This is a genomic window from Streptosporangium nondiastaticum (assembly GCF_003011965.1).
In the GTDB taxonomy this organism is placed as follows: domain Bacteria; phylum Actinomycetota; class Actinomycetes; order Streptomycetales; family Streptomycetaceae; genus Streptomyces; species Streptomyces nondiastaticus.
This window is the reverse complement of record NZ_PXWG01000022.1, coordinates 18,482-44,455: the sequence shown is the minus strand read 5'-3', so window position 1 is coordinate 44,455 and position 25,974 is coordinate 18,482. Positions and strand designations below refer to the sequence as shown.

The 25,974-nt window shown below is 69.5% G+C and carries 21 protein-coding genes and 2 pseudogenes; 13 read left to right on the top strand and 10 right to left on the bottom strand.

Annotated features, from left to right (window positions below; all coding sequences use genetic code 11):
• Nucleotides 1-136 precede the first annotated feature (136 nt).
• Nucleotides 137-406 (top strand): hypothetical protein, encoded by a 270-nt coding sequence (locus tag B7P34_RS12185; RefSeq protein WP_146166804.1) that lies wholly within the window; start codon nucleotides 137-139, stop codon nucleotides 404-406.
• 81 nt (nucleotides 407-487) lie between these two features.
• Here the strand turns inward: B7P34_RS12185 and B7P34_RS12180 are convergent, their stop codons facing one another.
• Together B7P34_RS12180 and B7P34_RS12175 are read right to left on the bottom strand one after the other, a co-directional pair.
• On the bottom strand, nucleotides 488-1,120 hold the full coding sequence (locus tag B7P34_RS12180; RefSeq protein ID WP_106675868.1) for an SMI1/KNR4 family protein: 633 nt from the start codon (nucleotides 1,118-1,120) through the stop codon (nucleotides 488-490).
• A gap of 42 nt (nucleotides 1,121-1,162) precedes the next feature.
• Nucleotides 1,163-2,023, bottom strand: coding sequence for a maleylpyruvate isomerase N-terminal domain-containing protein (locus tag B7P34_RS12175; RefSeq protein WP_106675867.1), 861 nt, complete (start codon nucleotides 2,021-2,023; stop codon nucleotides 1,163-1,165).
• Between the two features lie 327 nt (nucleotides 2,024-2,350).
• Here B7P34_RS12175 and B7P34_RS38485 point away from each other — a divergent pair, with 327 nt between their 5' ends.
• Together B7P34_RS38485 and B7P34_RS12165 are read left to right on the top strand one after the other, a co-directional pair.
• Nucleotides 2,351-3,022, top strand: a complete 672-nt coding sequence (locus B7P34_RS38485; RefSeq protein ID WP_223267771.1) for a hypothetical protein — start codon at nucleotides 2,351-2,353, stop codon at nucleotides 3,020-3,022.
• Nucleotides 3,023-3,365: 343 nt separating this feature from the next.
• A complete protein-coding gene (locus B7P34_RS12165; protein WP_223267770.1) occupies nucleotides 3,366-4,094 on the top strand; it encodes a hypothetical protein in 729 nt (242 codons plus the stop codon).
• A gap of 210 nt (nucleotides 4,095-4,304) precedes the next feature.
• Here the strand turns inward: B7P34_RS12165 and B7P34_RS12160 are convergent, their stop codons facing one another.
• On the bottom strand, nucleotides 4,305-7,364 hold the full coding sequence (locus B7P34_RS12160; protein ID WP_106675866.1) for an AfsR/SARP family transcriptional regulator: 3,060 nt from the start codon (nucleotides 7,362-7,364) through the stop codon (nucleotides 4,305-4,307).
• Between the two features lie 112 nt (nucleotides 7,365-7,476).
• On the opposite strand from B7P34_RS12160, the gene B7P34_RS12155 reads away from it, so the two are divergent.
• On the top strand, nucleotides 7,477-9,006 hold the full coding sequence (locus tag B7P34_RS12155; RefSeq protein WP_189382711.1) for an AfsR/SARP family transcriptional regulator: 1,530 nt from the start codon (nucleotides 7,477-7,479) through the stop codon (nucleotides 9,004-9,006).
• Between the two features lie 76 nt (nucleotides 9,007-9,082).
• Here B7P34_RS12155 and B7P34_RS12150 read toward each other — a convergent pair whose 3' ends face one another.
• Nucleotides 9,083-9,595, bottom strand: coding sequence for a hypothetical protein (locus tag B7P34_RS12150; protein WP_189382709.1), 513 nt, complete (start codon nucleotides 9,593-9,595; stop codon nucleotides 9,083-9,085).
• 422 nt (nucleotides 9,596-10,017) lie between these two features.
• Nucleotides 10,018-10,851 carry an NAD(P)H-binding protein gene (locus B7P34_RS12145; RefSeq protein WP_106675863.1) on the bottom strand — a complete coding sequence of 278 codons (834 nt, stop codon included), beginning with the start codon at nucleotides 10,849-10,851 and terminating at the stop codon, nucleotides 10,018-10,020.
• A gap of 75 nt (nucleotides 10,852-10,926) precedes the next feature.
• Here B7P34_RS12145 and B7P34_RS12140 point away from each other — a divergent pair, with 75 nt between their 5' ends.
• Both B7P34_RS12140 and B7P34_RS12135 read left to right on the top strand, forming a co-directional pair.
• Complete coding sequence (locus tag B7P34_RS12140) at nucleotides 10,927-11,868, top strand: AraC family transcriptional regulator (RefSeq protein ID WP_106675862.1); 942 nt, start codon at nucleotides 10,927-10,929, stop codon at nucleotides 11,866-11,868.
• Between the two features lie 239 nt (nucleotides 11,869-12,107).
• Complete coding sequence (locus tag B7P34_RS12135; RefSeq protein WP_146166803.1) at nucleotides 12,108-12,419, top strand: SH3 domain-containing protein; 312 nt, start codon at nucleotides 12,108-12,110, stop codon at nucleotides 12,417-12,419.
• 91 nt (nucleotides 12,420-12,510) lie between these two features.
• Here B7P34_RS12135 and B7P34_RS12130 read toward each other — a convergent pair whose 3' ends face one another.
• Nucleotides 12,511-13,551 (bottom strand): vWA domain-containing protein, encoded by a 1,041-nt coding sequence (locus tag B7P34_RS12130; protein WP_106675860.1) that lies wholly within the window; start codon nucleotides 13,549-13,551, stop codon nucleotides 12,511-12,513.
• A 653-nt stretch (nucleotides 13,552-14,204) separates the two neighbouring features.
• Nucleotides 14,205-15,230 carry a hypothetical protein gene (locus tag B7P34_RS12125; RefSeq protein WP_223267769.1) on the bottom strand — a complete coding sequence of 342 codons (1,026 nt, stop codon included), beginning with the start codon at nucleotides 15,228-15,230 and terminating at the stop codon, nucleotides 14,205-14,207.
• A gap of 519 nt (nucleotides 15,231-15,749) precedes the next feature.
• Between B7P34_RS12125 and B7P34_RS12120 the strand changes: the two genes are divergently transcribed.
• A complete protein-coding gene (locus tag B7P34_RS12120; RefSeq protein WP_223267768.1) occupies nucleotides 15,750-16,880 on the top strand; it encodes an MFS transporter in 1,131 nt (376 codons plus the stop codon).
• Here B7P34_RS12120 and B7P34_RS12115 read toward each other — a convergent pair.
• Nucleotides 16,858-17,955: an ISAs1 family transposase gene (locus B7P34_RS12115; protein ID WP_223267767.1), complete on the bottom strand. Its 1,098-nt coding sequence runs from the start codon at nucleotides 17,953-17,955 to the stop codon at nucleotides 16,858-16,860. The genes B7P34_RS12120 and B7P34_RS12115 overlap by 23 nt on opposite strands.
• A 286-nt stretch (nucleotides 17,956-18,241) precedes the next feature.
• Nucleotides 18,242-19,051, bottom strand: coding sequence for a class I SAM-dependent methyltransferase (locus tag B7P34_RS12110; protein ID WP_106675858.1), 810 nt, complete (start codon nucleotides 19,049-19,051; stop codon nucleotides 18,242-18,244).
• Between the two features lie 905 nt (nucleotides 19,052-19,956).
• On the opposite strand from B7P34_RS12110, the pseudogene B7P34_RS12105 reads away from it, so the two are divergent.
• The 3 genes and pseudogenes from B7P34_RS12105 to B7P34_RS37455 all read left to right on the top strand — a co-directional run bounded on the left by B7P34_RS12105 (nucleotide 19,957) and on the right by B7P34_RS37455 (nucleotide 21,623).
• A pseudogene (locus B7P34_RS12105) lies at nucleotides 19,957-20,749 on the top strand (IS5 family transposase).
• Nucleotides 20,750-20,900: 151 nt separating this feature from the next.
• A complete protein-coding gene (locus tag B7P34_RS12100; RefSeq protein WP_223267766.1) occupies nucleotides 20,901-21,290 on the top strand; it encodes a hypothetical protein in 390 nt (129 codons plus the stop codon).
• A 108-nt stretch (nucleotides 21,291-21,398) separates the two neighbouring features.
• Nucleotides 21,399-21,623 carry a hypothetical protein gene (locus tag B7P34_RS37455; protein ID WP_189382715.1) on the top strand — a complete coding sequence of 75 codons (225 nt, stop codon included), beginning with the start codon at nucleotides 21,399-21,401 and terminating at the stop codon, nucleotides 21,621-21,623.
• A gap of 96 nt (nucleotides 21,624-21,719) precedes the next feature.
• On the opposite strand, the pseudogene B7P34_RS39900 reads toward B7P34_RS37455, so the two are convergent.
• A pseudogene (locus tag B7P34_RS39900) lies at nucleotides 21,720-21,939 on the bottom strand (transposase); the annotation flags it as partial.
• A gap of 249 nt (nucleotides 21,940-22,188) precedes the next feature.
• Between B7P34_RS39900 and B7P34_RS12090 the strand changes: the two are divergent.
• The 3 genes from B7P34_RS12090 (at nucleotide 22,189) to B7P34_RS12080 (ending at nucleotide 25,938) form a co-directional block, all read left to right on the top strand.
• Nucleotides 22,189-22,926 carry a helix-turn-helix domain-containing protein gene (locus tag B7P34_RS12090; protein ID WP_189382707.1) on the top strand — a complete coding sequence of 246 codons (738 nt, stop codon included), beginning with the start codon at nucleotides 22,189-22,191 and terminating at the stop codon, nucleotides 22,924-22,926.
• A 69-nt stretch (nucleotides 22,927-22,995) separates the two neighbouring features.
• Nucleotides 22,996-24,441, top strand: coding sequence for a CoA transferase (locus B7P34_RS12085; RefSeq protein WP_106675856.1), 1,446 nt, complete (start codon nucleotides 22,996-22,998; stop codon nucleotides 24,439-24,441).
• 219 nt (nucleotides 24,442-24,660) lie between these two features.
• Complete coding sequence (locus tag B7P34_RS12080) at nucleotides 24,661-25,938, top strand: CaiB/BaiF CoA transferase family protein (protein ID WP_106675855.1); 1,278 nt, start codon at nucleotides 24,661-24,663, stop codon at nucleotides 25,936-25,938.
• Nucleotides 25,939-25,974: the final 36 nt, after the last annotated feature.

Genomic DNA, 25,974 nt, shown 5'->3' with positions numbered 1-25,974 from the left:
GCCACGGGGTCGCATGAGGGTGACCCGGTTTGTCCGGCCGGGCGGCGCACATCCGCGACGGGATGGGGCGTGGCATCGGTGTCGACGGGTGCAGACGAGTGCTGGGATCCGCGCCGCCGTGCGGCACACTGCCCACGTGACCACACCACCCGTGACACCAAGCCGCCCCCGTTCCCTCGGCAAGGGCGTCCAGGCCCTCATCCCTTCGGAGATCGGCTCGCCCGCAGACCAGGCGGCCGCCCTGATCGCGGCCGTTCAGGACGTACGGATGCCCGCCGCGCTCGTCCAGGCCGCCGTCTTGATCTTGGAGGCGGCATCCCGGCCTGAACCCATGGACGAGGCCGGCCGGGAGCGAGCGGCCGACCTCGCAATGCTGTTCACCAGAGCCTTGGACCGCGACGTCTGAGTTTCCTTCCGGTGAGTTGCCTTCGGGCGAAGTGAGAGCGGCCGGGTGGTTCACGGCGGCCGCGTGCGCGATGGCCGGAGTTCAGGGCAGTCCGATGGGGGCTGCCTGCAGCGGATGACCGTTGAGTTCCTCGCAGCCGTACTCGTCCCACCAGATTCCGCCTTGCGCGGTGAGATACGGGTGCAGCCCGCGGACGCCTCCGCCCTTGTGGAGGGCTTGCGCGACGGCGTGGAGAAGGCTCGCGAGATCAGGCCAGGAATCGGTGAAGTCGCCGCCACCGCTGTGGCCTGCCCAGCCGAGGCGGCCCGCACCCGGGCCCGGACGCTGATCGATCACCTGTGCTGCACCGTCGGCACTCTCGGCCCAGGGAATCCAGAGCGGGTGCCACCAGGGTTCGTCTTCCCAGGGACGGGGGGCCAGGCCGTCGTTCTCTGCTGCGATGTTCGCGGCGGTCTGCCAATGGTCCACGATGCCGCTCACCGTGAGCGGAGACTGTTCCGGCAGAAACGTCGCCCAAGTGCTCACGCCGTTATGGCACTGCAGGGACTCAGCGAGATGGCCGGGAAGCGGGGTGCCGAGAATCCGCTCCGCCTGCCGGATCTCGTCCGGTGTCGCCGGCGGGTTGAGCAGTGCGAAATCGGCGGCAGCGTGGGCTGCCAGCCAGGCGTCGATCCGGTGCCAGGACTCCGAGAGGGGCCTGATGTGCTGTGCCATGGCGCCATCCTGCCCCCACGCGTGGGGTGGGCTCGCCTCGGGTCAGGGACTGGCGATGAGTTTGCTGAGTTGCAAGGCGCGCCACGGCCTGCGGCCGCCGGCCCGTATCCGGCCGCGTGCGATCGCCTTCCAGACCGGCGTACGCCGGAAGGAGACCAGCAGGAACGCGGTGGGCGCCGCTGTGATCCTGCAGTCGTAGGCGCGCGGCGGAGCGTCGCGGGTCACTGTCACCGTCCCGCCGTCGATGACGACCGCCAGTCGCGGACCACCCTTGACCGCGAGGTCGAAGGCGATGCTGACACCCCGCGCCTTCCTTGTGTCCAGGACCAGCGGCATCATCGTCGGCATCGACTGCCCGAGCACCAGACGCGCCTCGTCGGGGCCGATCGGCCACGGGAATCCGGCTCCGCGCGCGATGTCCAGACCATGGACGAGGCTCTCGCTGAGCATCAGGCCGGTCGCCGCCGCAAGCGTGAGCGTGAACTCCTGCCCGTACCAGGGCGCGGAAACGGGGGTGTCCGGGGCGAGGCCCTCGGTGGCCCGCAAGAACGTCTCGCCCCGCTCGGCGACGAAGTCGCCCAGGCGGGCGCGTTCGCCGCCGCTGAGGAGGCTGATGGACTTGGCATTCACGGCCGTGATCCGCTCGGTGAACGACCCGTCGCCCGGTGGCAGGACCTCGTCCCACTCCACGGACGCGTCGGGGGAGACGGCGGAGCAGTACGCGAGATACACGGCCGCGAGGTGCGCGCCGACATCACCCACCGTCCACGCCGGAACACCAGAGGCCGCGTCCAGGTCGGGGACGTCGCGCAGCAGCCGAACCAGCCGCGGGATCGCGGCGCCTAACGCGGTGCGAGTCCTCTCGTGCTCGGCGACGGGATCGAATCTCCTGACGATCTCCATGCCACCCCCATACTGCGGACGGGCCCGCAGATTACCGTCGCGTGTAACGGTTGCGACAGCGCTCTGCACGGCCCCGAAGCGGTACTACGGCCATGCGCGGATGGACTTGATTCAGGCCGTGTGCAGGCTGCGGTCAGGGCGGAGGCACTGGCCCGGGCAGCGGGCCTGCGCAGGGTTCCGGGCGCCGGAGGTGTCCATCGGGAAAGCTTCATTGGGACCGGTTCTCCCCAGGTGAGAGGGCGAGCTATGAGGTTGTGTGAGCGAGGCGCGGCGGAAGCGGAGCACTCGGTTCGGGCAGTGGCAGCGCCGCCCTTTAGGGTGTTGCGCATGCTGTTTTCTGTACATGCCCTTGCCCATCGGCCATTGACCGTGGGAGCCGTTGCTGAACTTGAGGGTCTGCCGACCGGGCCTTCCTTCTCCGACGACTTCGACGCGATCGATGCCGAAGTGCAGCGGCGCGGGTGGTGCTGGGAGGACAGCCTCGTCTGTGAGTCCTTCCGTACCGCGGAGCAGTATGTGCTGTGCTCCGACAGCGCCAGCCCCTTCGGGGACCCGGACGCACGGGCCTTCCTGGTCTTCGGCGAGCTGTACCCCGTGAACCCGCACGACGAAGGCATGGCCAACGAATCATGGCTGTACGGCCTCATCGACCGCTGGCAGGAGCTGCCCGGCTGGAGTGGCCGCAGGTCATGCACGGACCAGGACTGTGAGGCCGTACTCGCGCAGGCCGCGCAGGCGGTGACGGAACATCTCGGCACGCCGCCTGAGCGAACGGTCGTGTCCGATTCGACCGTGATGACCGGGCCCGCACTGACGCACCGTATCTGGCGCACCCCCACTCACGCCCTGATACTCGGGCCGGCATCCGACAACGGCCCGTACGGTTACCTCACTCACTTGCAGCTGTCCTGCACCCCTCTCGACTGCGGCCCCGACCTGCCCTCCGCTGACGACGAGGACGGCCTGGCCGACTGGATCAACACGCATATTGACTGGTGACGCCTTCAGCCGGGGCACAGCCTCGCTCCTGGGGCGTTAACGCGGCCGAGACGTACGAGATGGCAAACAAGCCCGCCAGAGCTTGCTGCCTGCATGTCCAGCATGTGCCCTCTGCACGCAAGGCTCAAGATAAGAACAACCTCTGAGCTCGTTTTTAAGGCCGGACCGAGCTGGTGGCAACATATGGCAGCGGGACGCCAACCACCCCGATTAAATCCGATGGAACCGACAGCCTTCCGGCGACAAGACTGCATTGGTGAACACCCTGCCACCACCGTTCGACCCACTCCTCCTGCCGGTCCGGGACCCGCGCGCTCGCGACCTCGTTCTCGACTTTGCGGACATGCACGCCCTGGTTGCCGACCTGGTGCTGCCCGGCGACGCGTCGATGTACGTCATGAGCGCAATGGAAACCTCCCGCGAGCTTATCCGGCACTCCTACTACCGGTACGAGTTCGCCACCGTCGCCGTCACACATTCCCTGATCGCCCTGGAGCACGTTCTCGCCGAGCGTCTGGCCACGAAGGAACCGTTCCACGTCCTCATCGAGCGGGCTACCGACTCAGGGCTCTTCACGGCCGGACTCGCCGCCGAACTCGACCGCAGCCGACTGCTGCGCGACAAGCTCATGCAGGGCTCCGAGTCAAGTGCCGCCCTCCACCCGCTCCGGGCCGTGCAAATGGTGCGTGCCGTCTTCGATGCCGTCTCCCTGCTCCTTCGCCCACCGTCCACGGCAGAGGCGACAGCCGCCGACGCGGGCGGAGCACAGCCCGACGGCGGCCTCGCGCGGCTGTGGGAGGACCACCTGCACGCACTGTTCCCCGACGGATTCCGCGGCGTGGACTTCGACGGCATAGACCTGGTCCTCCTGGACGCCGACGTCGCCGGCCTCGTGCAGAGGGAGCTGAAGGGCGGGCTCGACGACAGCGGGGTCGCCTGCCTGTGGGGCTGCATCGCTGACCTCGACAAGGTCGTTCCTCTGATCAACGAGGAGTACTGCGCCTCCTACTTCACGAGGCTTCGGACGATGGCCCAGGTCGCAGCAGCGCCCCACACACCCACCGCGACCTGACCACCGGGCCGCCCTGTTTTCGAGGCGAGGGGCCTGCCCGGGCCGGGCATGGCAAGGGAACACGGAGGTTCCGAAACCCTCGCCGGACGCGGGCCGGGGAGAGTTTCTTCGGTTCCGCCGGTCGCTCCACGGCCGGCGGCGGGTATCGCACGGATCGACGGCCCGGCGCTGAGCCGGCAGGGCTTCCCCGTCCGCACCCGTGGCCCCCGCTCACCCGAATTCGACGAGGAGGGCGCGCGTCTGGTCGGCGTCCGCCTGTGCCTGCCGCTGCTCGAACAGTCCGAGCGCGGCTTCCAGGCAGGTGCGGGCCCTGGCAAGCTGGCCGAGGTGGGCCAGGCCGCGGGCGAGAGCCCGCAGCAGGCTCGCCTCGAGCATGCCGCTCGTCGTGCGGGCCACGGGCAGGAAGGTCTCGGCGACATCCGCCGCCAGGCGGTGCCGGCCCGCCTGGACGTGGAGGTCGGCGATCAGGGCGCCGGTGGCTGCCTGGAAAGCCGGCACGTTCAGGGACCGGAACAGCTCCAGGGCCTCCTGGGCGTGGTGCAGCGCCCCGCTCACGTCGTCGCACAGCCGCAGCACGCGGGCCAGGTAGTACAGGCCGATCGCCTTGGACACCGACGGCTCTCGCCCCACCAGGCGCGCGCCCTGCTCGGCGGCGGTGCGGGCCTCGGCGAGTCGTTCCTGCCGGGCGTAGTTGAACGCCAGTTCGCCCAGGGCGGTGCCTTCGGCGGTCCCGGCCCGAGCGGAGCGGAAGAGCCGTACGGCCGCCTCGCCGTGCTCGACCGCCTCGTCGGTCCGGCCGCCGACGCGCGCACCGGCGCACAGGGTGAGGTGGGCCCAGCCGCGCAGCCGCGCGTCGCCCGAGTCACCTGCCTCGCCCGAGTCACCTGCCTCGCCCGAGTCACCTGCATTGCCCGAGCCGCCTGAGCCGCCCGCCGTGTCGCCGCACAGCGCGATCGAGCGCCGCAGCTCGGACTCCGCTTCCGCAAAGGCGTTCGTGTGCCACAAGGCGTTGCCGCACACGTAGCGGGCGAGGGCTTCGGACGTCCGGTCGCCGCGCGCCGCCGCCACCGCGGCGACGCGCCCGGCCTGGGCGATCACGCCGGTCTGGTGGGACGTGCCGGGCAGCACGTTGTTGAGCTTGTCCACGAGGTCGGTTGCCTGCGCCAGCGGCAGGGACTCGTCCGCACAGGCGCGGTCGATCAGAGCTTGCTGTACGGGTATCTCCTCGTGCATCCAGTCGGTCGCCGCCTGCGCGCTGCCGAAGCGGAGACCGGCCGCGGTCACCGGCACGTCGATGAGCCGGCGCTCCGTGGGGTCCACGGAGTGCGAGGCCGCATCCGCGGCACGTGCGGTGGCCAGGCAGAAGTCCAGCAGCCGGGCGAAGGCCCTGGACGTCGCGGCGGGGGAGCCGTCACGGGTGTTCCGGGCCCGTGCGAAGACCCGTACCAGGTCGTGGAAGTGGTAGCGGCCCATCCGCCGGGACTCCACGAGATTGAGGTCGACCAGGGACTCCAGGAGGTCCTCGGTGGTCCTCGGGTCCCGGCCGAGGAGTGCGGCAGCGCAGTGCAGGCCGAGGTCCGGGGCTTCCACGGCCGACAGCAGCCGGAAGGCGCGGCCCTGTTCGGGGGACAGCTTGGAGTACGAGAGCTCGAAGGTGGCTTCCACGGCGAGCTCGCCGGTGGACAGCTCGTTCAGCCTCCGGTGCTCGTCGCCGAGCCGGCGAACCATGGCGGAGAGCGCCGTGCCCGGCTCCGCGGCCAGGCGCGAGGCGATGACCCGGATGGCCAGCGGAAGACGGCTGCACGCGGTCACGATGTCCGCAGCCGCCTCGGGCTCGGCCGCGCAGCGGCGTTCGCCCACGATCCGGCCCAGGAGCTCCAGGGCCTCCCCGGGCCGCATCACGTCGAGCCGCAGGTGCTGTGCCCCGGCCAGGCCGGTCAGCCGGGCGCGGCTGGTCACCAGGACGGCACTGCGTCCCGATCCGGGCACCAGCGGCTGCACCTGATCGTCGTCGGCGGCGTTGTCGAGCAGCACCAGGACCTGGCGTTCCGCCATCAGCGAGCGGTAGAGGGCGATGCGCTCGTCGACGTCGTCGGGGATCCCGCCGTCGGCCACGCCCAGGATGCGCAGGAACGACACCAGGACCGTCTGCGCGGCCAGGGGCTCACGGTCGGCACCGCGCAGATCCGCGTACAGATGACCGTCCGGGAAGCGCTCGGCGACCTGTCGCGCCGCGTGGACGGCGAGGGCGGTCTTGCCCACGCCCGGAACACCGTTGACGGCCGAGACCACGATGGCCCGGGTGCCGGGATGGGTGAGCATGCCGGTGAGGGCGCTGACCGCCTCGCCCCGCCCGGTGAAGTCGTCGATTCCCGGCGGCAGCCGATGGGCTCCCGGGACGCCGTCCGCGTCGAGGGCCGGCCGGGCCGGCCTCCCGTTCCCGCTCACGGGTTCCGCGCGCAGGATCCGCTGGTGCAGCTCCCGCAGGGCGGCGGAGGGCCTGCGCCCGGACTGCGGGAGGTGGGCCAGCCGGTCCTCCAGGAACCGCCGGGTGTCCTCGTACACGCTCAGCGCCTCGGCCTGCCGGCCCGCCTGGTAGAGCGCCAGCATCTGGACGCCGCGCAGCCGCTGACTGGCCGGGTACTCGATGACCAGGTCGCCGGCCTCGGCGTGCAGGTCCGGCCGGTCGCCAATCTCGGCGTCGAGCTCCAGGCGGGCCTCCAGCAGCGACTGCCGTACGGCGCCGAGACGCTCCCGCTCCGCCCGGGCGTGCGGGCCGTGCAGCCCGGCCAGCGGCTCGGCCGACCACAGTGCGAGCGCGCGCGACAGGACGTCCCTGGCCTGCTCTGCCGTGCCTCCGGCGGCCCGGAGGCGTTCGGCTTCCGCCTCCGCATGCTCGAACTCCCAGGTGTCCACGGCGCCGGCGGGCACCCGCAGCGCGTAGCCGTCGCCGACGGTCACGAGCAGCGGCGTCCCGGCGGTGTGTCCCAGCGCCTGGCGCAACCGGTAGACGTGGGTACGGACGGAGTGGTCCGGTCTGGACGGCCGGTCCGCCTCGTCCCAGACCCCCTCGGCGATCAGGGGCAGCGACACCGTCCGCCGCGCGGCGCCCAGCAGGACGGCGAGCACCTCGCGCTGCTGTCGCCTGCCCGGACGGAGCTCCACGCCGTCGCGCCAGGCCCGGACCGGTCCCAGCAGGGAGAAGCGGAATGCCGGTGCCACTGCCTCGGACGGCAGGCTCCCCACGTGGGAATCCCCGTGCGTCTCCATGGCTTGCTTCCTTCCCGCAGACGAAGTTTCATAGGAAGTACGTATGTGATGGGATATCTGTTGTCCGGAACACCGCGATGACGACGACGGTATGGCTGGCTTGGGGCGAGAAGTGACGGTTCGATTCCAGACGCTGGGACCGCTGCGCCTGAGACAGGACGGCACCGAGGTTCCCGCGGGGCGGCCCCAGCAACAGGCCGTCCTCGCGGCGCTGCTGGCGGCCAGGGGCAGGCCCCTGACGACTACTCAGCTCCTGCACGCCGTATGGGGAGAGGATGACGAGCACTGGCCGTCCCATCCGAAGCGCGCCCTGGCCACACACATCTACCGCATCCGTCAACTACCGGGATTCTCAAAGGACGTCATGCCGGGCGCCACGCCGGACTTCACGCCGGACCTCTCATCGGGCTTCTCGCCGGGCGGCGCCTGTGCGGCCCTGCTGCAGGCCGGTGAGGGGTACCGGCTGTCGGTCGAGGCCGGGGCCGTCGACATGCACCGCTTCGACGACGCCGTGCAGGCCGCTGCGGCGGCCCGCAGGAAGGGCGACCCGGACGGCGCCCACGCACTCCTGACCCAGGGGCTGGCCCTGTGGCACGGGACCGCCCTGGACGGGGTGCCCGGCCCGCTCGCCGAGCGGATCCGGCAACGACTGGCGGCCAGCCGCGCGGCGGCCCTGGAAGCACGGCTGTCCATCGACATGGCCAGCGGCCGGCACGCAGAGGTGCTGCCGGAGATCGCCGTTCTCGCGGAGGACCCCGACGCCTCCGGGCAGGTGCTGGCGCTGCTCGTCCTCGCTCTCTTCCGCAGCGGTCGGCGTGACGAGGCGTGCGCCGTCTACGACCGGGCCCGGGACCGGGCCGAGGAACTCGGCCTCGACCCCGCCCCCGAACTGGAGCGGTCGCGCCGGGAGATCCTCGGCAGCCCCGCCGTGCCGGCCCGGTCCGGACCCCGCGGCCCGGTCCGCCCGTGCCACCTGCCGCCCGACATCGGTGACTTCACCGGACGGACCACCGAAACCGCCCTTCTCCTGGAAGCCCTGACTCCCGACGGCACCGCCGTCCGGCGGCCGGTGGTCGTCCACGGAGCCGCCGGAACCGGGAAGACCACCCTCGCTGTCCACGTCGCCCACCAACTGCGCGACCTCTATCCCGACGGTCAGCTCTACGCCGCTCTGACCGGTTCTGACGCGTTGCCGGGCCTCCCCGGCCGGGTCCTCGCCGCCTTCATCCGGGCACTCGGCGAGGACGTGCCCGGCGACGAGGCAGCCGTGACCGCGGCCTACCAGGCGGCGCTCGACGGACGCCGGGTCATGGTCGTGCTCGACGACGTACGGGACCTCGACGCCGTCCGCCCACTGATCCCCCGGCAACCGGGATGCGCAGCCGTGGTCACCGGCCGGGCACTCACCGGACTCCTGCCCGACGTCCAGTGGCTCGCCCTGGGCGCTTTCTCTCCGGAGGACGCACTCGGCCTGCTCGTCCGCACCCTTGGAGCCTCACGTGTCGAGGCCGAACCGGACGCCGCACGAGCCCTGGCCGAGGCGTGCCGGCGCCACCCGGCGCTGCTGCGCGCGACGGCGGCACGGCTCGCCGCCCGGCCGCACTGGTCCGTGGCGAGCATGGTCGACCGAGTGACCGAGTGACCGAGTGACTGGGCGGATGACCGGGTGACGGATAGTCGGCCGCGTGGGCTCGGCCGCGTGGGCTTGAGCGAGGACGTCACGCTCTCCAGAGCACGTCACAGGGCAGGGGCGCGCTGTACGGGGCCGTGCTGTGGCACCACCGCCCGTTGTCACCGTAGATGCTCAGGGAACCGGTGGAGTCGAGAAAGAGCTTCACGGGGTAGGAACGTGAGCCCCGCTGGGTCCCACTGGCCCAGCAGGCGCGCCCGTTCTGCGAGTAGACCACGAGGTTTCCGTCGGACTGCATCACGGCCTTGGAGCCGCAGCCGACCGTGTTGCTGGCCCAGCGGGCGCTGTCGTTGACATAGACGACCAAGTTGCCGTCCTTCTGCATGATGAGCCTGGCGGGGCCGTTGTCCAGGTGCCAGTCCGCGTAGAGGGGCTCGTCGTCCCAGATGGCCGTGTGCTCGGGGTTGATGGCTGCGTGTGCCGTGCCGCCGGTGAACAGCAGGCCGGCCGTGGCGACCACTGCGGACGCCGCGAGAGCGGTGAGGCGACGAGCTGCCGAGGGACGCTGGGTGCGGGTGCTCGTGGGTGTCATGCTGGCCATAGCGGTCATGACAGTCCTTTCTCTACGGAACGGAGACGAGGGGGACGACGCTGTGAACGTCTCGTCTCCCACGAGCCTCTCCTCCACCAGTGAGAAGGGATTCAACAAACGATAAACAGCGGCGTGGGGGAGGCCGGGAGAAACCCCGCGGTCATCGCCTCCTCGGCGTGAAGCGGACCGAGGCGGTTGTTGAGCCGATGGACGAAGCGAAACAGCAGGTGAGCGGCACCGGGGGACGACAGCCGATGGCGGCCGGCCCCGTCACGGGACTGCGCACCCGGCCCTGGCATCGGGCAGGGCGCGGACGCCGAGCGCGAGCACGCGAGGAACGACGCCGGCGCCCGCGCACCCTCCATCAACGCCTGACACGGACGGCGCTGTGCGCGCCCCGGCCAGCCACCATCACCGCAGGGCGTCCAAAGCTAGGCGTTCCAGACCCCCGTGGGCGCCGTCGCCCGCACGTACTCCTCGAAGGAGCGCGGGGCCCGGCCGAGTGCCTCCTGTACGCCCGTGCTGACGTAGTCGTCTTCGCCGCGGCGGATGCCGTCCAGGAACGCGGCGATGGCCTCGGCGTCCGCGGCGGCATGACCGGACGCGACCTGGGCGGCAGCGTACGCGGCCGGGTCCTGGTGGCGGTGGCGCAGTTCGCGGCCGACGGCGGTTCCGATCAGGGTGAGGGCCTCGGCGAAGGAGAGGGCGCGAGGGCCGGACAGTTCGTAGGTGCGGCCCGCGTGGCGGGCGTCGGTGAGGGCGGCCGCCGCCACGTCGGCGATGTCCTCCACGTCGACGAACGGTTCGCGGCCGTCCCCGGCGGGGGTGGCGAGCTCACCGGCCAGGACGGCCGGGAGGAAGAAGTCCGGCGCGGAGAAGTCCTGCGAGAACCAGCAGGGCCGCAGCATCGTCCACTCCAGGCCCGATTCGCGGACCGCCGCCTCCGTCTCCGGTACGCCACCCTCGGCGTCGAGGCCGCGTACCGACAGCTGGACGATCCGCCGGACCCCGGCAGCCTTGGCCCGGTCCACCAGCTCGGCGCGTTCGGGCAGGCCGAGGGTTTCGGTCGGGACGAAGTAGACCGCCTCGGCGCCGGCCAGGGCCGGGTCCCAGGTGGAGCGGTCGGTCCAGTCGAAGCGGATTCCGGCCGAGCGGGTTCCGGCCGAGCGGGAGGCGGAACGGACGGTGTGGCCGAGGGACGTGAGACGGGGAACGACGCGGCTGCCGGTCTTGCCGGTGGCGCCGAGGACGAGGATCTGTGTCATGTCCGTCAGTCAACAGGGGCCCGGCGGGACGATCCATGGCCGAGACGGCCGGATCCATGTGTGATCGTTCCAGTCATGGATCTTCTTGATGACTATCTCGCCGGGGTCAGGGCGCGCGGTGCGGTGTTCTGCAACACGGTGAGCGTGCCGCCCTGGGGGATGCGGTTCACCGATCCGGCGCCGCTGACGCTCAACGCGATGCTGCGCGGCGACGCGTGGCTGCTGCCTTCCGGGCGCGAACCGGTAGAACTCCCGGCGGGCGCCGTCGCGCTTGTACGGACGAGCACGGCCTACACGGTCGCGGACCGGACGGACAGCGCGGTGCGCGTGCTCGTGGACGGTGACGACCGGTGCACGCTCGTCGGCGATCCGGAGGCATCGGGCCGCAATTGGCGGGTGACCGGCCGCACTGTCGGGGACGCGGCGGGCGGCGCCACGGATCTGCTGGTCACCGCCGGGTACCGGGTCGGCGGCGACCTGTGCCGGCCGCTGCTCGACGCATTGCCGCCGGTCGCGGTCGTGCGCCCGGATCCCGGTCTGTCCGCGCTCCTCGACTTGATCGCCGCCGAGGTCGAGCACGACGAGCCCGGGCAGCAGGTCGTCCTGGACCGCTTCCTGGACCTGCTGCTAGTCCGGGCCCTGCGGACCTGGTTCGCACACCCGGGCACCACCCCGCCACCCGGCTACCGGGCCCTCGCGGACCCGGACATCGGGCACGTACTGCGCCGGCTGCACGAGGAACCGGCCCGGCCGTGGACGGTCGCCTCGCTCGCCAACGAGGCCGGCATGTCCCGTACCGCGTTCGCACGCCGCTTCTCGGCACTGGTCGGGAGGCCGCCGCTGGCGTACCTCACCGACTGGCGGATGGCCCTGGCCGCCGACCGGCTCCGGGAGCCGGGAATGACGGTCGCGGAAGTGGGCAGGGAAGTCGGGTACGCCGACGGGTTCGCGTTCAGCGCGGCCTTCAAGAGGGTGCGGGGCCTGACGCCGTCGGCTCATCGGGACACCGCGGGGTAGCCCTGCCCGGAGGCCGGGTGGTCCACAGGACCCGGTCGACAGGGCCGGGTGGCCGGCAGGCCCGTCCCGGGCGGCCGCGGAGCCAGCCGCGCGCCCGCGGCGCCGGGCTGTCACCGGTTGGTCATGAGCATGTCTTAGAACTGTCCCGGGCCCCTTTTCAAGATCATCCGCTGATAGGTTCGCGTCTCGCCGGGTCCAAGATCATCGGTCCCGGCTCGACCAATGCTGAGGAGCAACAAGTGAGTTCTGTCATTCGGGGGAAGAGCGCGGGCCGTCGTGCTGGTGCCGTGGCGGGCCTGCTGATCGCGGCCACGCTCGGCGGCGCGGCTCTGGCGGCGCCGGCGTACGCCGACGACGTCTACGGCCACTGCACGGGCGAGGGCGTGCGCATCCGCGCCGCCGCGAGCACGTCCAGCTCGGTCGTCGGCCTGTGCTACAGCGACCACCGCCTGGCGCACCGTGACGTCTCCGGCGACGGCCAGTGGGACAAGGTCTACGACGTGAACACCGGCGTGTCCGGCTGGATCTCGCACGGTTACTGGAGCTGGTAAACAGCGGCCGGGGGCCGCGGGCCGGATTCTGCCCGCGGCCCCCGGGTCTTCTGCCCTGCGGGCCGGCCTCCGGGGGGAGCGCTCCGAGAGGTCAGGGCATGATCAGAAGGCGCGTGTGCGGTACGAGCTTCCGGTTGACGCTGGTGCTCTGCACGAAGATGGTGAAGTCGTCGTTGTGGTCGGGCTTGACGCGGGCTTCCGCGTCCGGCAGCCCGAGCAGGGCCCGAGCCTGAGGACCTGTGTACACGCGGTCCGTCTTCTTCTCCAGCACTGCGATCTGCTTGCGCGCCTGGATCTTCTCCGTCTTGCTCAGCTGATAGAACGCGCAGCCGGTACGGTAGGTGTGCCCGGATTCGGTGACCCAGTCCCGGATCGCGGTTTCACGAGTCACGGGAACCAGCTGGTATTCCGACGGGTTCACCGGGGTGAGACCGGCTGCCTTGATGGTGTCCTTGTTGACCGCTTCCGCACCCGTGGAAAATACCGCCCGCGATCCACGGATGCCTTGGGTGCGGCCCACCATGAATTTCTCCGTGGCCTGCTGAATGACCTGCCCGGCCTCTTCCAGGCCTTGTGTGCTCGTAGCGTCCCAGACGGCGATGTTCTCCTTCGGGAATCCGTACTGCATGGCCTCCCGCTTGCCCATCTGATCCGGCACAAGGACGGCCAGCGTCCAGTTGTCCTCCTGCGTGGCGATCATCTCGGCCACGGCCTTGACCAGTGCCTGCTGATCCCTGGCAGGGGCATCCGGGCAGTGATGACTTGCGTTCTCCTGCCCGTCGGTGAGCACGAACGTCAGGAAGCTGTGGTCACCGTACAGTTGAGCCGTCTGCGCCAGCTCCCGCTGCGACTTCAGCGTGGCCGCCAGCAGAGCCGTCATTCCCCCCACCCGGTACAGCTGCTTCAAAGACGGCATCCGCAGCACGTCCTTGTCGTAAATGACGCACTCCACCTTGTCCGCGAAGACGTACACCGTCACCCGGGTCTCCTGGTCCAGCTCCTCCGAACGGCGGGCCAGGTAGGCAATCTGCTGGTCGGCGACTTCGATGACCTTCCGGCTCAGGTGCGACATGGACGAACTGGCATCCAGCACAAGAGCAACGTGATTGATGTAGTTCTGGTTTCCGGACAAGGCCGTTCCCCCTCTTTCCGACTAGGTGCTCTCACCTTCTCACCCACCACTGACAATCGGCCCCGGCTCCCGGGCCGGCCGAAGAGCCCACCAGGCGGCACAGCCGAGACGTCTCCCGGGCCGGCGATGCGGACCGCTGTGCCCCACCAGCGACGCCCGCGTCCGGGCGGCCTCGGCGATGGTCTCGGGTTGCTGAGGGGCCAGCAGCCCTGGAACTCGGCGGGCATCTGGCCGGCGCTGGGGATGCCGGTGCTGCGTGGTCGTTGTGGTCTGTCTCGTGCTCGTGTGGGGATGGACCCTCGATCGTGGCGTGTCTGGAGCAGCGGCTCGATTGCTCCCCGCGTGTGTGGGGCCCTGGATATCCGGCCGGTGAGGTGCTTCTGACTGGACATCACCGCCCCGCGCACCTTCGGCTGCGCACGGCATGGCAGGGCACCTGCCGGCCCGAGCTCCGGGTGCCAGCCGACGCCCGCGTGCCGCAGTAGGCCCCGGCCGCCCTCTACGAAGGAGGGTGGCCGGGGCCTGTTTTGATTCCGGGAGCGACTCTGGTGTGCAGTTCCCGCTGGCCAGGCTGTGATCACATCGCGAGGCCGTGTCACCCCGGGAGTGCTCGGTCACTCACACGGGTTTGAGGAGCTGCACTCGTGCATGTGTCATGCCGCGGGCTTCTGCAGCCAGTCTGCTTCGGTGGTCCAGAACATGTGGCGCGCACCGAGGTAGTCGTGGGCGAAGTCCGTGAACCGTTCGCGAGTGTACGGCTTGCCGGTCTTGGGGTCCTTGGCGTTGATGTCGGGTTCCTGGACGGCCATCGCGACGAGAGGGAGGGCGTCCTTGTATGCGTGGAGGAACTTGTAGGAGTTCTCCATCTGGTACTCCCGGTCCGGCAGGGTGTCCGGCCCCCCGATGCCGATCTTCTTGTCCCTGGCGAGGTCGAACATCTCCTTCATGCGCTTGTGGTCGTCGTCATCCGGCAGGAAGTTGATGTACTGGATGAACTGCGTCTTGGTGAAGACCTTCTTGCCGTATCGCATGTTGTCGATCTCGGCATCGATGTAGGACTTCGAGGTGTACTTGGTCTGATCCTTCTTGGTGTCCACGTCTACTGCGGTCTCCGGAAGGTTCACGCCGGCGAGCTTGCCGTCGAACTTCTCCGCCATCGCCTTCAGCATGGCCTGGAAGTCCGCCCGCACATCCTTGTTCCACTGCGCGGCCATAGCCCCATGGGTGGTGGGATTGTCAGGGTTCTCATCGACCGTCGGCGCGACCCCGCCCTCGTCCTTCACGTACTGGGGCACATTGGCGTCCTTCATGGCCACATCGAAGAACCGGTCCTGAACCTGGACGAACAGCTTCTTGTGGCGGTCCTGGAGATACTTCAGGGCGGCGTCCAACCGCGACCACTTGTACTCCCCCTTCTTCCCCTCAAGGGCCTTCCAGGGCACCACCACCTGCACGCCGCCGATGTCCGAACGGTCAATCATGGCCTTGACCTTCGGGTTCTCGCCGGACGTGGCATCCTCGAAATCGCCGAGCGACATGTACAGATTGTCCGTCACCTTGCCGTGGGACACGGCGGCGGCCTTGGCGGAGGCGGGAGTCGCGCCGGTGACCCCGGCGCCGGCCGTCAGGGCGACGGCGGTGAGGACAACAGATCCGACTGCACCACGTTGCGTCATCATGAACGAGACGCTAAGGGAACGTTCTTAGCGAAATATAAGAGCGTCCATCGATGGGTGTGGAACCTTCGGCTTCAGGCTGGCCAGGTCCAGTGGGCGGTCCCACCGCCCACCCAGGGCTTCGGCGTAGTCGCAGAGTGTCTGGTTCGTGGTGGTCTGCCGGGTCAGCGGGGGCCTGGGAAGGTGACAGGTACGGGCTCCCAAGATCATGGAGTGCTCTGCGCCCCGTGGCCGTCGACTGCCAGTGCACGTAGTTGGCTGTCGGTGGTGGTGCGCCGGTCGGCCCCTGAGGTTGTAGCGCTGAGTCAGCAGATCTGCGACATCACCATTGCCTTACGAGGGTGATGTCGCTCAACTGCCAGCGTTCCTCGTGCGGAGCCTGCTGCACTCATCACGAGACGACAGGCTCTTCACAGGACGGAACCCATGGCCTCAACGAACACTGCGACCACGCATCACACTGGCGGAGCAGATCTACCGACCCGATCTCCATTGATTGGGTGGCTGGCCGTGGTTTCGGTGATGCTGGGAATCTTCTCGATCGTCACAACTGAGATCCTGCCGATCGGTCTGCTCACCGAGATCGGCTCCAGCTTCGCCCTCTCTGACGGTATGGCTGGGCTCATGATGACCATGCCCGGGTTCCTTGCGGCCATCTCCGCACCGGTGGTCACCGTGGCGACGGCACGTGTCGACCGTCGGCTGATGCTGTGCGTGTTCATGCTCCTGCTGGCCGTGGCAAACTTCCTGGCCGCCGCGGCACCCGGCTACTGGCTTGTCTTGGTCTCCCGTGCCGTCGTCGGTGTTGTCATCGGTGGCTTCTGGTCGATCGGCGCCGGATTGGCCGAGCGTCTGGTGCCGGCCAAGGCGGTCGGCCGCGCCACGGCACTGATCTTCTCTGCGGTACCGCTCGGTTCCGTGCTCGGTGTACCGGCTGGCACGTTTATCGGAGACCTGGCCGGCTGGCGCACCGCTTTTGTCGTGATGGGTGCTCTCACGGGTGGTGTGCTGATCATGCTCGTGCTGGTTGTACCGCCACTGCCGCCCATTCAGACGACTCGCCTGAATGTGCTGCGTGGCATGCTCAAGAGCGTCAACACGCGTTTCGCGTTGTTGCTGACCTTCCTCATCGTGCTGGCACACTTCGGGACCTACACCTACGTCACGCCGTTCCTGGAGCGGGTCACCGGTGCCGACTCGCAACTGATCACCGTCTTCCTGCTGGTCTACGGTGTCGCAGGAATCGTCGGCAACTTCCTGGGCGGGGCGGTGGTCGCACGCTATCCCCGAGTCACCTTCAGTCTCGCGGCTGCCATGATCGCGGCTGCCACCCTGCTGCTGCCGATCCTGGGACGCTGGCAGGCCGGCGTCGTGGCGCTTCTCATTATCTGGGGTACTGCCTACGGTGCCGTTCCGGTCTCTTCCCAGACGTGGTTCGCCAAGGCGACGCCAGATGCACCCGAGGCAGCATCAGTGCTCTTCACTTCCTCCTTCCAGGCGACCTTCTCACTTGGCGCGCTGATCGGTGGCGTCATTGTCGACCGGACCTCCCCATCTACAGTCATGACCCTCGGCGGGCTCACCGCCACGCTCATGGTGCTGGCCGCTTGGGCTCACTTCGCTCGCCGCCTCACCTGGCTGAGCAACACCTGAACTCCATAGGCTCCAGGTCCGCCCGCTTGTGAGCCCCTCGAACCCGCGAGTTCCACAGCCCCAAGTCGCGTTCCTGCCCGGCTATCCGGCCCAGGGCTTCGGCAGAGTTGCTCGATGTCTGGTTCGCGATAGTCACGTCGCGGATGTGGTGGAGTGAGTCGATCTTCCAGTGGCCGCGGATGAGCACCGCGAGCCGGGCCGGGGTGGCCTGCTCCGCGGTCAGGTCTGTGATGGCGTAGACGGTCTTGATGCTGACCTTGCCGGTCTTCCGGTCGATTCGGCGACGCTTGAGGTGCATGGCCTGACGCGCCCCGGGGAAGAGCAGGTTGTTCACGGTACACACCTTGATCCGACGGATCTCGCCGCGTCCGTGGCCGGTGCCACGAGTGCGGCCCTGCAGCGGGATCCGCTTCCAGGGAAGGGACTTCAGCTGCTTGCGGAGCTGCTTCTGGTTCCCCTTGACGATCACGGTGTAGTGCGCGCCCCGGCCGAGCAGGTACTCGGCGTGCTTGCGCTGGGTGTGCATCGCATCGCTGGTCACGACGGTGTCTGCCAGGTCGGCGACAGTCTTCAGCAGGGGCTGGAAGCAGGTGATTTCGTTGGTCTTTTCGCCCACGTCAAGCTGTGCCAGGACGAGGCCGTTGATGTGATCGCAGGCGGCAAGCGAATGGATTTTACGCCCGGTCGCTTTGGCGGCGCCGCGCAGGCTCTTGCCGCCGACTGCCGGCGCACGTAGTCGGCCGTCGGTGCTTATGCGCCGGTCGGCCGGCCAGCGGCCCACCGCCTGGTCCAGTGCGTCACCATCGATGCGGCCCAGCAGACACCGCACCGTTGTTTCCGCAGGCAAAGACCGTTTCAGGAACAGCGGATCGGGCCGTACGCCGAGGCGTTCCAGGACCGAGGAGGGGGTGTCGGCGATCCACTCGCCGACCGCGAGCACAGAGCTCGCTCCGGCCAGTACCGCGCACGCGGTCAGCGCAAGCACAACCACCAGAGCGTGCCGCACGCCTCGCGGGTCTCGTGGATCGGGCACCTCGACCAACCGCTCCAGCAGGCCCGGGATCTCCCCGGCCACAGCCTCGGGGTGCCCGCGGAGTTGGGCAAGGGCAGGTGGAATCGGCGATAGCTCGTCAGCAGGCACGGTCTTCCAACTCGGATCACGGGGCGTAGAGAACTCCACGATCTTGGGAGCCCGTACCTGTCACCTTCCCAGGCCCCCGCTGAGCCGGCAGACCATCACGAACCAGACACTCTGCGACTACGCCGAAGCCCTGACCGCCCACCGGAACCCACGGCGCCGACCCCGGTAACCTGATCCGTCGCTAAATCACCTGGCGGAACGAGCATGCCGGGACGAGCGCCTACGCAAGGTCGGGACCAGGGCGAACGTCACCTATTGCGGTAGAGCGTCCGCCAGGTGCCGCAGCCGTGTTCCGGCGGAACAATGCGGTCCACAGGAACGTCACGCCGAAGAGGGCTGACTCGGGCGGCTCCTCCCGCATGCGACGCAGTTCGATCTCCGTGAGGTCGGAGAAGATCCAGCGCAGCGATTCGGGTGTGTAGGCGAGGCCGCCTTGCAACGTGCGTTCACGGTAGAGGTCTGCGTCGGGGAGCTCGGACCCCGCTCCCTTCTCGCCGGCGGCGAAGCAGGTGAGCGCGAGATGGCCCCCGGGGGTCAGAAGGCGGTCGAGGAGGTCCAGATAACTGACACGGCGGTGCGGCGGCAGATGGTGCAAGCAACCTGAGTCGACGACCAGATCGTACGGACCGCTCAGATCAGTGGTAGGGAGAGCGAAAGCGTCACCGCAAAAGAAGTGGACGTCGACTCCAGCCTCGCGAGCCCGGTCCTCGGCCCAGGCGATGGCAACGGGGGAGAGGTCGACGGCGTCCACCTCGAAGCCGTGCGATGCGAGGTACAGGGCATTGCGGCCCGGCCCGCACCCCAAGTCCAGGGCTCGGCCGGGGGCGATCAGGCCCTGGTCGAGGTAGGCGGCCAGGTTCTCGTCCGGCTTTGCCGCGAAGAACGGGACCTGCCGTGACCGGTCGGCGTAGAAACGGTCCCAGAAGTCCTTGCCGTCGCCGGTCGCCAAGCGGCCGGCTTCGGATTCAGACGCGAAGAGCCCGTCCAAGAGCTTGAGAACGTCCTCGACGGTGCGTACGGTCCGGTCCATCCGGCCCCCCTTCAACCGAGATGGATCGTAGGAGCGAGCGGGGCGAAAGACCAGGTCAGATGGCATATCTCAACGAGCTGAGCGGGCTGCTGCGGGCCCTGGCGGCGACAGGGAGGAACCCACTCCGGCTCCCTGCCCAGCCTCCGCCCCAGTGCCCCTCAGGAGCCAGGAACGGGGCTTCCTCGGGCGCGCCCGGCAGGCTATTTCGACGAGTTTCCAGCGACACGACCAGACAACCGGAGTTGGGCCGTGTGGCCAACTGAATGCTCAGTTCCACGCTGCAGGAGGTTCGCCCGCCTGCATGACATGCCGGTCCCAGGGCGTTGACCGCCCTTCAACCTGCCGGGTGCGGCGGTGCGGACGGCTGTGGAGCGCGGGACCAACGGATGGGGTGGCCGCCGGGGCCGTTGGTGGCAGCGGGACGGACGTCTGGCGTGACTCCCACTGAATCCAGCGCCCGAAAAACCGTTCGCCGAGCACAACAGCCCCGGAATCAGTGAGACATCCGCCAGCGGCCAAACCGCCGACACTCGCGCGCTGCGCCCACCCACACCCGGCCTTGGCCCGGCTGCCTGCGTGAGGCGGGTGCCCGGGTCCGGTCTGAGGACCTCGGCGAACCCGCTGGCAGGGGTATTGCGCCTGGCAGCCCGCCGGACAGCGGCCAGTCCTCACGGCGGCGGCACGCCAGGGCCGGTGTCTCACCCGGGCCGGTTGGGAGGCCGGGGGGCGCGGCGGATTCCGGCGGGATTCCCAAGAACGGATTCAGATGATGGCTGCTGACCATGGACAGCGGAATTCGGATCCACGCTCATAGAGCTCGTAACAGGATCTTGCCGAAGTGCCCTGGCCGGGCGTGACCGCTCTGAGGATTCGACCGTTCGTGGTGTGTGACGACTCGGCCGTGGATCGTGGACGATGGCTTGTGGGTGCTGATCGAACCGTTGCTGTCGCCGTGGCCGGAGCGTTCACCTGGGCCGAGACCGGTTCCGGATCGGCTGTGTCTGCAGGGCATTCTCTATGTCCCGCATCAAGACATTGCCTGGCAACTGCTGCCCTTGGAGCTGGGATTCGGATCCGGTCAGACCTGTTGGCGGCGCCTGGACCGCTGGCAGAAGGCAGGGGGCCTTCGAGCAGTTGCACCGTCTCCTGCTCGCCGCGCTCAACGCGGCCGGCGCACTCGACCGGACTCGCGCGTGCGTGGACGGCTCCCACGTGCGCGCGAAAAAGGGGGAGCCGCAACCGGTCCGTCACCGGTCGACCGGCGGAGGACGGGCAGCAAACACCACCTGATCTGCGACGGACGCGGTCCCCCGCTCCACGGCATCACGACCGCCGCCAACCTCAACGACATCACTCAGGCGCTCCCCTTGGCCGACGGCATCGCGCCCGTCGCCGGGCGACCCGGCTGACCGCGACGGCGGCCCGAGTGTGTTCTGGGCGACAAGGCGTACGACTCGAAGACTGTGCGGCGTGAACCGCGTCGCCGCCGGGATCCTGCCGGTGATCTCCCACAAGGGATCCCCGAACATCAAGGGCCTGGGCAAGCTCCGATTCGTCGTCGAGCAGACCTTCGCACTACTCCACCAGTCCAAACGCCTCGCCGTCCGCTGGGAACGACGACTCGCACTCCACGACGCCTTCGTCTCGCCGGCCTGCAGCATCATCTGCTGGCGCCGGTTCAAGAGACAGGTAGCGTGACCACCTGAGGGCTGAGTGAAAATCCAGACCGGACCAGACCGGATGCGACGGCAAATGCCATCCCGGATCCGGTGGACCGTGGCGTCCGTGGCGTCCGTCTGGGCGGCACCGGGCCCGACCACATCGGCGGACTATGGGGAAGGATGCACCTGTGTCGCACGGCATGGTGAGAGCGAGCGAGCTGCTGACCCAGGACGAGGTCGAACTGCTGACTCGTGCACTCCTGGAATGGGGCGGACCCGCGCACTGCAGCGATCAACTCGCGGTCGGCATGGGGTTCGGCGGCGCACAGGACCTACTCGACCAGGGCCGTAGGCTCCGGAACGCGCTCCGCGAAGACGCCCCCCTCAACGCAGCGGACTGGGCGCGGACACTTCTGGCTACGGAGATCGTCTTCGTCAGCGACCTCGCTGGTTCGGGCGTCGAATGGTCAACGACCACGGGGCGCGATGACGAGGCGACGATCAGGATGCTGCGCGTAATCCAGCGGAAGCTGGCCCGGACAGTCAGCCGCTATTACGGAAAGCGACCGAGCGAGTAGCAGCCCGGAAGATCGCTTCGTCAGCTTGCACCATTCGAAGATCTCTCCCGACCGATTCACCCTGGGCCAACCTAGAAGATCCTGTTACGAGCTCATACGGACCTTTACTTGCTCAAGGAGCTACCGGCCGTCGAAGGGGCCCGCCAGGACGTCTACCCCAGCGGTATGGCGCTGGACATGGGCGGTGGGCTGCGCGCCTACCGATGGCCTCCGGAGGGAAGGCCCTTCATGGTCGATACCTTCCATGAGGTGACCCAAGAGGACTACGGGATCCTGTCCTCCGTCACCGGACAACGCGAGTGGTTCAATAAACGCCGCGCAGTGAAGAGCTGACGCCCCGATGCCACACCAAAAGCCGCCCTGCGCGGTGGCGACGGGCCTGACGACAGCGGGTCTGTGCGCCAGCAGTGGCCAGAGCTCGGCGCCGGCCCGGCTGCAGTCGTTGACGTTCCCACTGGTGACGGTGAAGGCCGGCGGCCGGCTGTGTCCGTCGCAGGCCAGGTGGACCGGCCCAGGTACCGTTCGCCGACCGATCGTCGGAACGTTCGTAGACCGTTTTCCACGGCCCGTACCATTCCGGCAGGTCCCGCCGGGCCGCCGCCCCCTTGGACAGTTTCCACAAGTTCCCGTTGGCCACCTGCCGCCGGTCACCGTGCCCGGGGTGGTCGATGACGGTCGCCGCGAAGCCGTACGCCCCGGAGTGCCGGGCCTGGGCCACCAGCCACGGTTTCTTCCGCGCAAGCCGCCGGGATGGCCGATCGGCATCAGCGGGGCCGGTGGCGTCGGCAAGACCGGGGCCGACTTGCTCGTCGGGGTGGTGCGGGAAAGGATCGGCGGGCCGTGTCGGCGCGAGCGGTCGGCGATGCATGAGAAGGACAAAAGGACAAGGTGGGGCGGGATGAGCGAGCACGGTCGACGGCGGCGTCACCGTACGGTGGACCGGGTCGTGTGGATCCTGGAGGCCGCCGCGCGGGCGCCGGGCGGGGTGACCGTGGCCGAGTTGGCGCGGACGGTCGGGGCGCCGGCGAGTTCTGTGCAGGATCTGGTCAACGGCCTCGTCGCGACCGGCTTTCTGCTGGAACAGAACCGGCGCTTCAGGCTCGGGCCCGCCCCGCACGTCCTCAACCTCATCGCCGGCCGGGTCGTCCCGCGGATCAGTCAGGCCGAGCTCAGCGAACTGAGCCGTGTCGCGGGTGCGCCGGTGCTGCTCACGGTGAGGGTCGGGCTTGACGCCGTGTACGTCGCGCGTGGCGGCGAGGACGAGGTTCCCCGCCTCGTGCCGCTCGCCGACCGGCATGTGGCCCGGCCGCTGCTGCGTACCGCCGCGGGCCGTCTGCTGCTGGCCTTCACCGACGAGGCGGAGCGCCGTGGGCTGCTCGACGAGCTGGCCCGCGACGACCCCGAAGGGGTCGCCGAGTTCCGATCCGCTCTTCCGGCGATCCGCGCGTCGCGGATCAGCCGCAGCGAGGGTCTGGCCGACCCTGAGGTCAGCGCACTCGCGATCCCCGTCACCGACGGCCCCGTCATCACGGGAGCCCTCGCTCTCATACACCGGCGTCGTGGCCGCTCGGAGCGGTTGCGCCTGGACCGGGCGGCGGCCCGGCTGCTCGCGCACCTCCAGGAGAGCCGGACGTGACGTCCGCATCGATTCACGGATATCCGTGAATCCGGGCGCTCGTGCAGTGGCGGGAACGAACATCCGGGCATGACTTCGAACACGCTGACCACGAGCGAGCCGGCGCCGCCGGCACCCTCCGGCGAGATCATCTCCCGGCTGCTGCACACCCTCGGCGACGCCGATCCGTCCCGGGGCGCCGAGGACATCACCGTCGTCGGAGCCGATCCCCTGGTGCCCTCGGTGCACCGCCTCGCCGATGCCATGTCCGCCGCGATCGGTGTCTTCGGACGGCAGACGGCGATGCTCGGCGAACAGCGCGGTCACCGGCACCAGAGGGTGGAGGTGCAAGCCGGCGCTGCGATCGACCAGCTCATGGCGACGCATCACACGACGCTGTCGGGGCGACCGATCGGCGTCTTGCTGGACGATCCGGCGCTGCTCGGCAACAACGACTTCTACCGGGCGCGCGACGGCCGGTGGATCTTCATCATCACCACTTATCCCCACCTGCGGGACGCGGTCCACTCCGTGCTGAGGTGCGGATCCGACAAGGTGGGGATCGCGCGGGCCACCGCCGACTGGGACGCGTTCACGCTGGAGGAGGCCATCTGCGCGCGGGGCGGCGTCGCCTGCGCGGTCCGCAGCCGGGACGAGTGGCTCGCCCACCCCGCAGGGCGGTATCTCGCGCAGCGCCCTGTCGTCGAGATCGAACGCGTCGGTGACGGTCCGGCCCGGCCCCTGGAGCCGATCGGTGAGGCGGATGAGGCGCTCACGGGCGTACGGGTGCTCGATCTCACCCATGTCATCGCAGGTCCCGTCGCGGCGCGGCTCCTCGCCCAGTTCGGCGCCGACGTGCTGCACCTGACGCGCCCCGACCGCCCCGACCCGATCCCGATGATCGCGATGACCGGCGGCGGCAAGCGCAACGCCTACTGCGACCTGCGTGACGCTCACGACCGCGCGGCCTTCCATGACGCGCTCCGGGAAGCGGACGTCTTCGTGCACGCCTACCGGGGACTCGCCCGGCACGGGGCGTCGACCGAGGAACTCGTCCGGCGCCGCCCCGGACTCATCACCCTCGAATACCACGCCTGGGGCGCCGACGGCCCCTGGGGCGAACGCGGTGGATTCGACCAACTCGCCTGCTCGGCAACCGGATTTGCCGTCGAGGAGTGGACGGACCGGCCGTCGCTGCCGCCGACGTACCTCCTCAATGACTACCTCGCCGCCTACCTCGGGGCCGCCGCCGTGGCCACGGTCCTGCGCCGACGCGCGGCGGAGGGCGGCTCATGGCGGATCCGCGTGACCTTGGCAGGGGTGTGTCACTGGGTGCAGGAACTCGGGCTGCTGGCGCGGGAGGACGTCCTCGGCCTGCCCCGGCCCGGACGCGCACCGTTCGCCGCGCTGTCGACCACCCGGACCGACTTCGGCCCGCTCACCGAACCGGCGACACCGTTCGCGTACAGCGGGCGCACCGTTCCCCAGCCCGGCCGGCGTTCCCCGCTCGGGTCCGCCGCGCTCCAGTGGCGCTAGGCCACGTCCCTCGACTCACATCGGGCACCACCGCAACCGTCTTCCGGCCCGGACTCCGCCTCACCACCGCCGTTCTTCACCTGGCCAGTGAGCCGCCGCCCCGGCAACAGCACCAAGCGCCCGGCCGATGCCCGTACCGCCCCGCTGCCCGTACCGCCCCACTGCTTGCCCACCCCACCGTTCGTCCGCCCCACCAGATACCCCAGGAGGCACCGCAAGATGTCCCACCGGAAGACGGCCGAGAACCGGAAGACGGCCGAGAGCCGGAAGACGGCCGAGAAGCCAAGCGGTCCGTCAGACCCGTCCGGTCCGTCAGACCCGTCCGGCCGAGGACTCCTCGCCGGAGTTCGCGTCGTCGAGCTGGCCGGCGTGATCATGGCCCCGTACGCCGCCCAGCAACTCGGCGACCTCGGCGCGGATGTGATCAAGGTCGAGCCGCCCGCGGGCGACATGACGCGCCACTACCCGCCGCGGCGCCACCCCGGCATGGGGGGCACGGCACTCAACCTCAACCGCAACAAGCGCAGCGCCGTCATCGACCTCAAGGCCCCGCACGGCCGCGATGCCCTGCTCGCCCTGCTGCGCACCGCCGACGTCTTCATCACCAACCTGCGCCCTCAGGCCCTGGAGAAGCTCCGCCTCGGCTACGACGACGTCGCGTCCGTCAACCCCGGCCTGATCTACGCCAACGCCCAGGGATTCCGCAGCGACAGCCGCTACGGCACCCACGCCGCCTACGACGACGTCATCCAGGCGGCCAGCGGCCTGGTCTGGCTCAACCACGAGGTCTCCGGCCGGCCCCACTACGTCCCCACCGTCCTCGCCGACAAAGTCTGCGGCATGCAGATCGCGCTGTCGGTGCTCGCCGCGCTGCACTACCGGGAACACGGCGGCACCGGCCAGCACATCGAGGTCCCCATGGCCGACACCATGCTCGCCTTCAACCTGGTCGAGCACCTGGGTGCGGCTGCCCTGGAGACCGACGGGGCGTTCGGCTCGGCCCGCTCGCTCAGCCCGCAGCGCCGGGCACAGCGCACCGCGGACGGCTGGATGTGTATCCTGCCGCACAGCGACCGCAACTGGCGGGACTTCACCGCCTTCGTCGGCCGCCCCGACCTGGCCGACGACCCGCGCTTCGCCACCGGCCCCGACCGGGCCCGCAACGCCGACGCGTTCTATCCGCTGCTCGCGGAGCTCACACCACGTCACACCAGCGCCGCATGGCAGGAGTTCTGCAACCGGGCGGGAATCGCCGCCGCCCCCGTGCTCGACCTGGAGACCGCCGCCACCAGCACCTACGCCCAGGAGGGCGGCCTGCTGCGCGAGGCCGAGCACCCCACCGAAGGCCCGTACCGGGTGATCGGCCGGCCGGTCCGCTACTCGGCCGACCGGGAGCCCGAGCTACGGCCCTGCCCGGGCCTCGGCCAGCACACCGACGAGGTGCTCCGCGAGGTCGGTTTCGACCCCTCCCTGCTGCACCCCAACCCCACGGGCTGACCGATCTCCGTAGCGAAAAGAAATGCCCCGACCGAC

What these genes read in the sequence shown, in the direction of transcription:
- B7P34_RS12120 (WP_223267768.1), top strand. Translation starts at nt 15,750, where the DNA reads ATGCTGGGAATCTTCTCGATCGTCACAACTGAGATCCTGCCGATCGGT.
- B7P34_RS38485 (WP_223267771.1), top strand. Translation starts at nt 2,351, where the DNA reads ATGCTGTTTTCTGTACATGCCCTTGCCCATCGGCCATTGACCGTGGGA.
- B7P34_RS12160 (WP_106675866.1), bottom strand. Translation starts at nt 7,364, where the DNA reads ATGGAGACGCACGGGGATTCCCACGTGGGGAGCCTGCCGTCCGAGGCA.
- B7P34_RS12085 (WP_106675856.1), top strand. Translation starts at nt 22,996, where the DNA reads ATGACTTCGAACACGCTGACCACGAGCGAGCCGGCGCCGCCGGCACCC.
- B7P34_RS12165 (WP_223267770.1), top strand. Translation starts at nt 3,366, where the DNA reads ATGCACGCCCTGGTTGCCGACCTGGTGCTGCCCGGCGACGCGTCGATG.
- B7P34_RS12110 (WP_106675858.1), bottom strand. Translation starts at nt 19,051, where the DNA reads ATGGACCGGACCGTACGCACCGTCGAGGACGTTCTCAAGCTCTTGGAC.
- B7P34_RS12180 (WP_106675868.1), bottom strand. Translation starts at nt 1,120, where the DNA reads ATGGCACAGCACATCAGGCCCCTCTCGGAGTCCTGGCACCGGATCGAC.
- B7P34_RS12145 (WP_106675863.1), bottom strand. Translation starts at nt 10,851, where the DNA reads ATGACACAGATCCTCGTCCTCGGCGCCACCGGCAAGACCGGCAGCCGC.
- B7P34_RS12150 (WP_189382709.1), bottom strand. Translation starts at nt 9,595, where the DNA reads ATGGCCAGCATGACACCCACGAGCACCCGCACCCAGCGTCCCTCGGCA.
- B7P34_RS12080 (WP_106675855.1), top strand. Translation starts at nt 24,661, where the DNA reads ATGTCCCACCGGAAGACGGCCGAGAACCGGAAGACGGCCGAGAGCCGG.
- B7P34_RS12140 (WP_106675862.1), top strand. Translation starts at nt 10,927, where the DNA reads ATGGATCTTCTTGATGACTATCTCGCCGGGGTCAGGGCGCGCGGTGCG.
- B7P34_RS12090 (WP_189382707.1), top strand. Translation starts at nt 22,189, where the DNA reads ATGAGCGAGCACGGTCGACGGCGGCGTCACCGTACGGTGGACCGGGTC.
- B7P34_RS12175 (WP_106675867.1), bottom strand. Translation starts at nt 2,023, where the DNA reads ATGGAGATCGTCAGGAGATTCGATCCCGTCGCCGAGCACGAGAGGACT.
- B7P34_RS12125 (WP_223267769.1), bottom strand. Translation starts at nt 15,230, where the DNA reads ATGATGACGCAACGTGGTGCAGTCGGATCTGTTGTCCTCACCGCCGTC.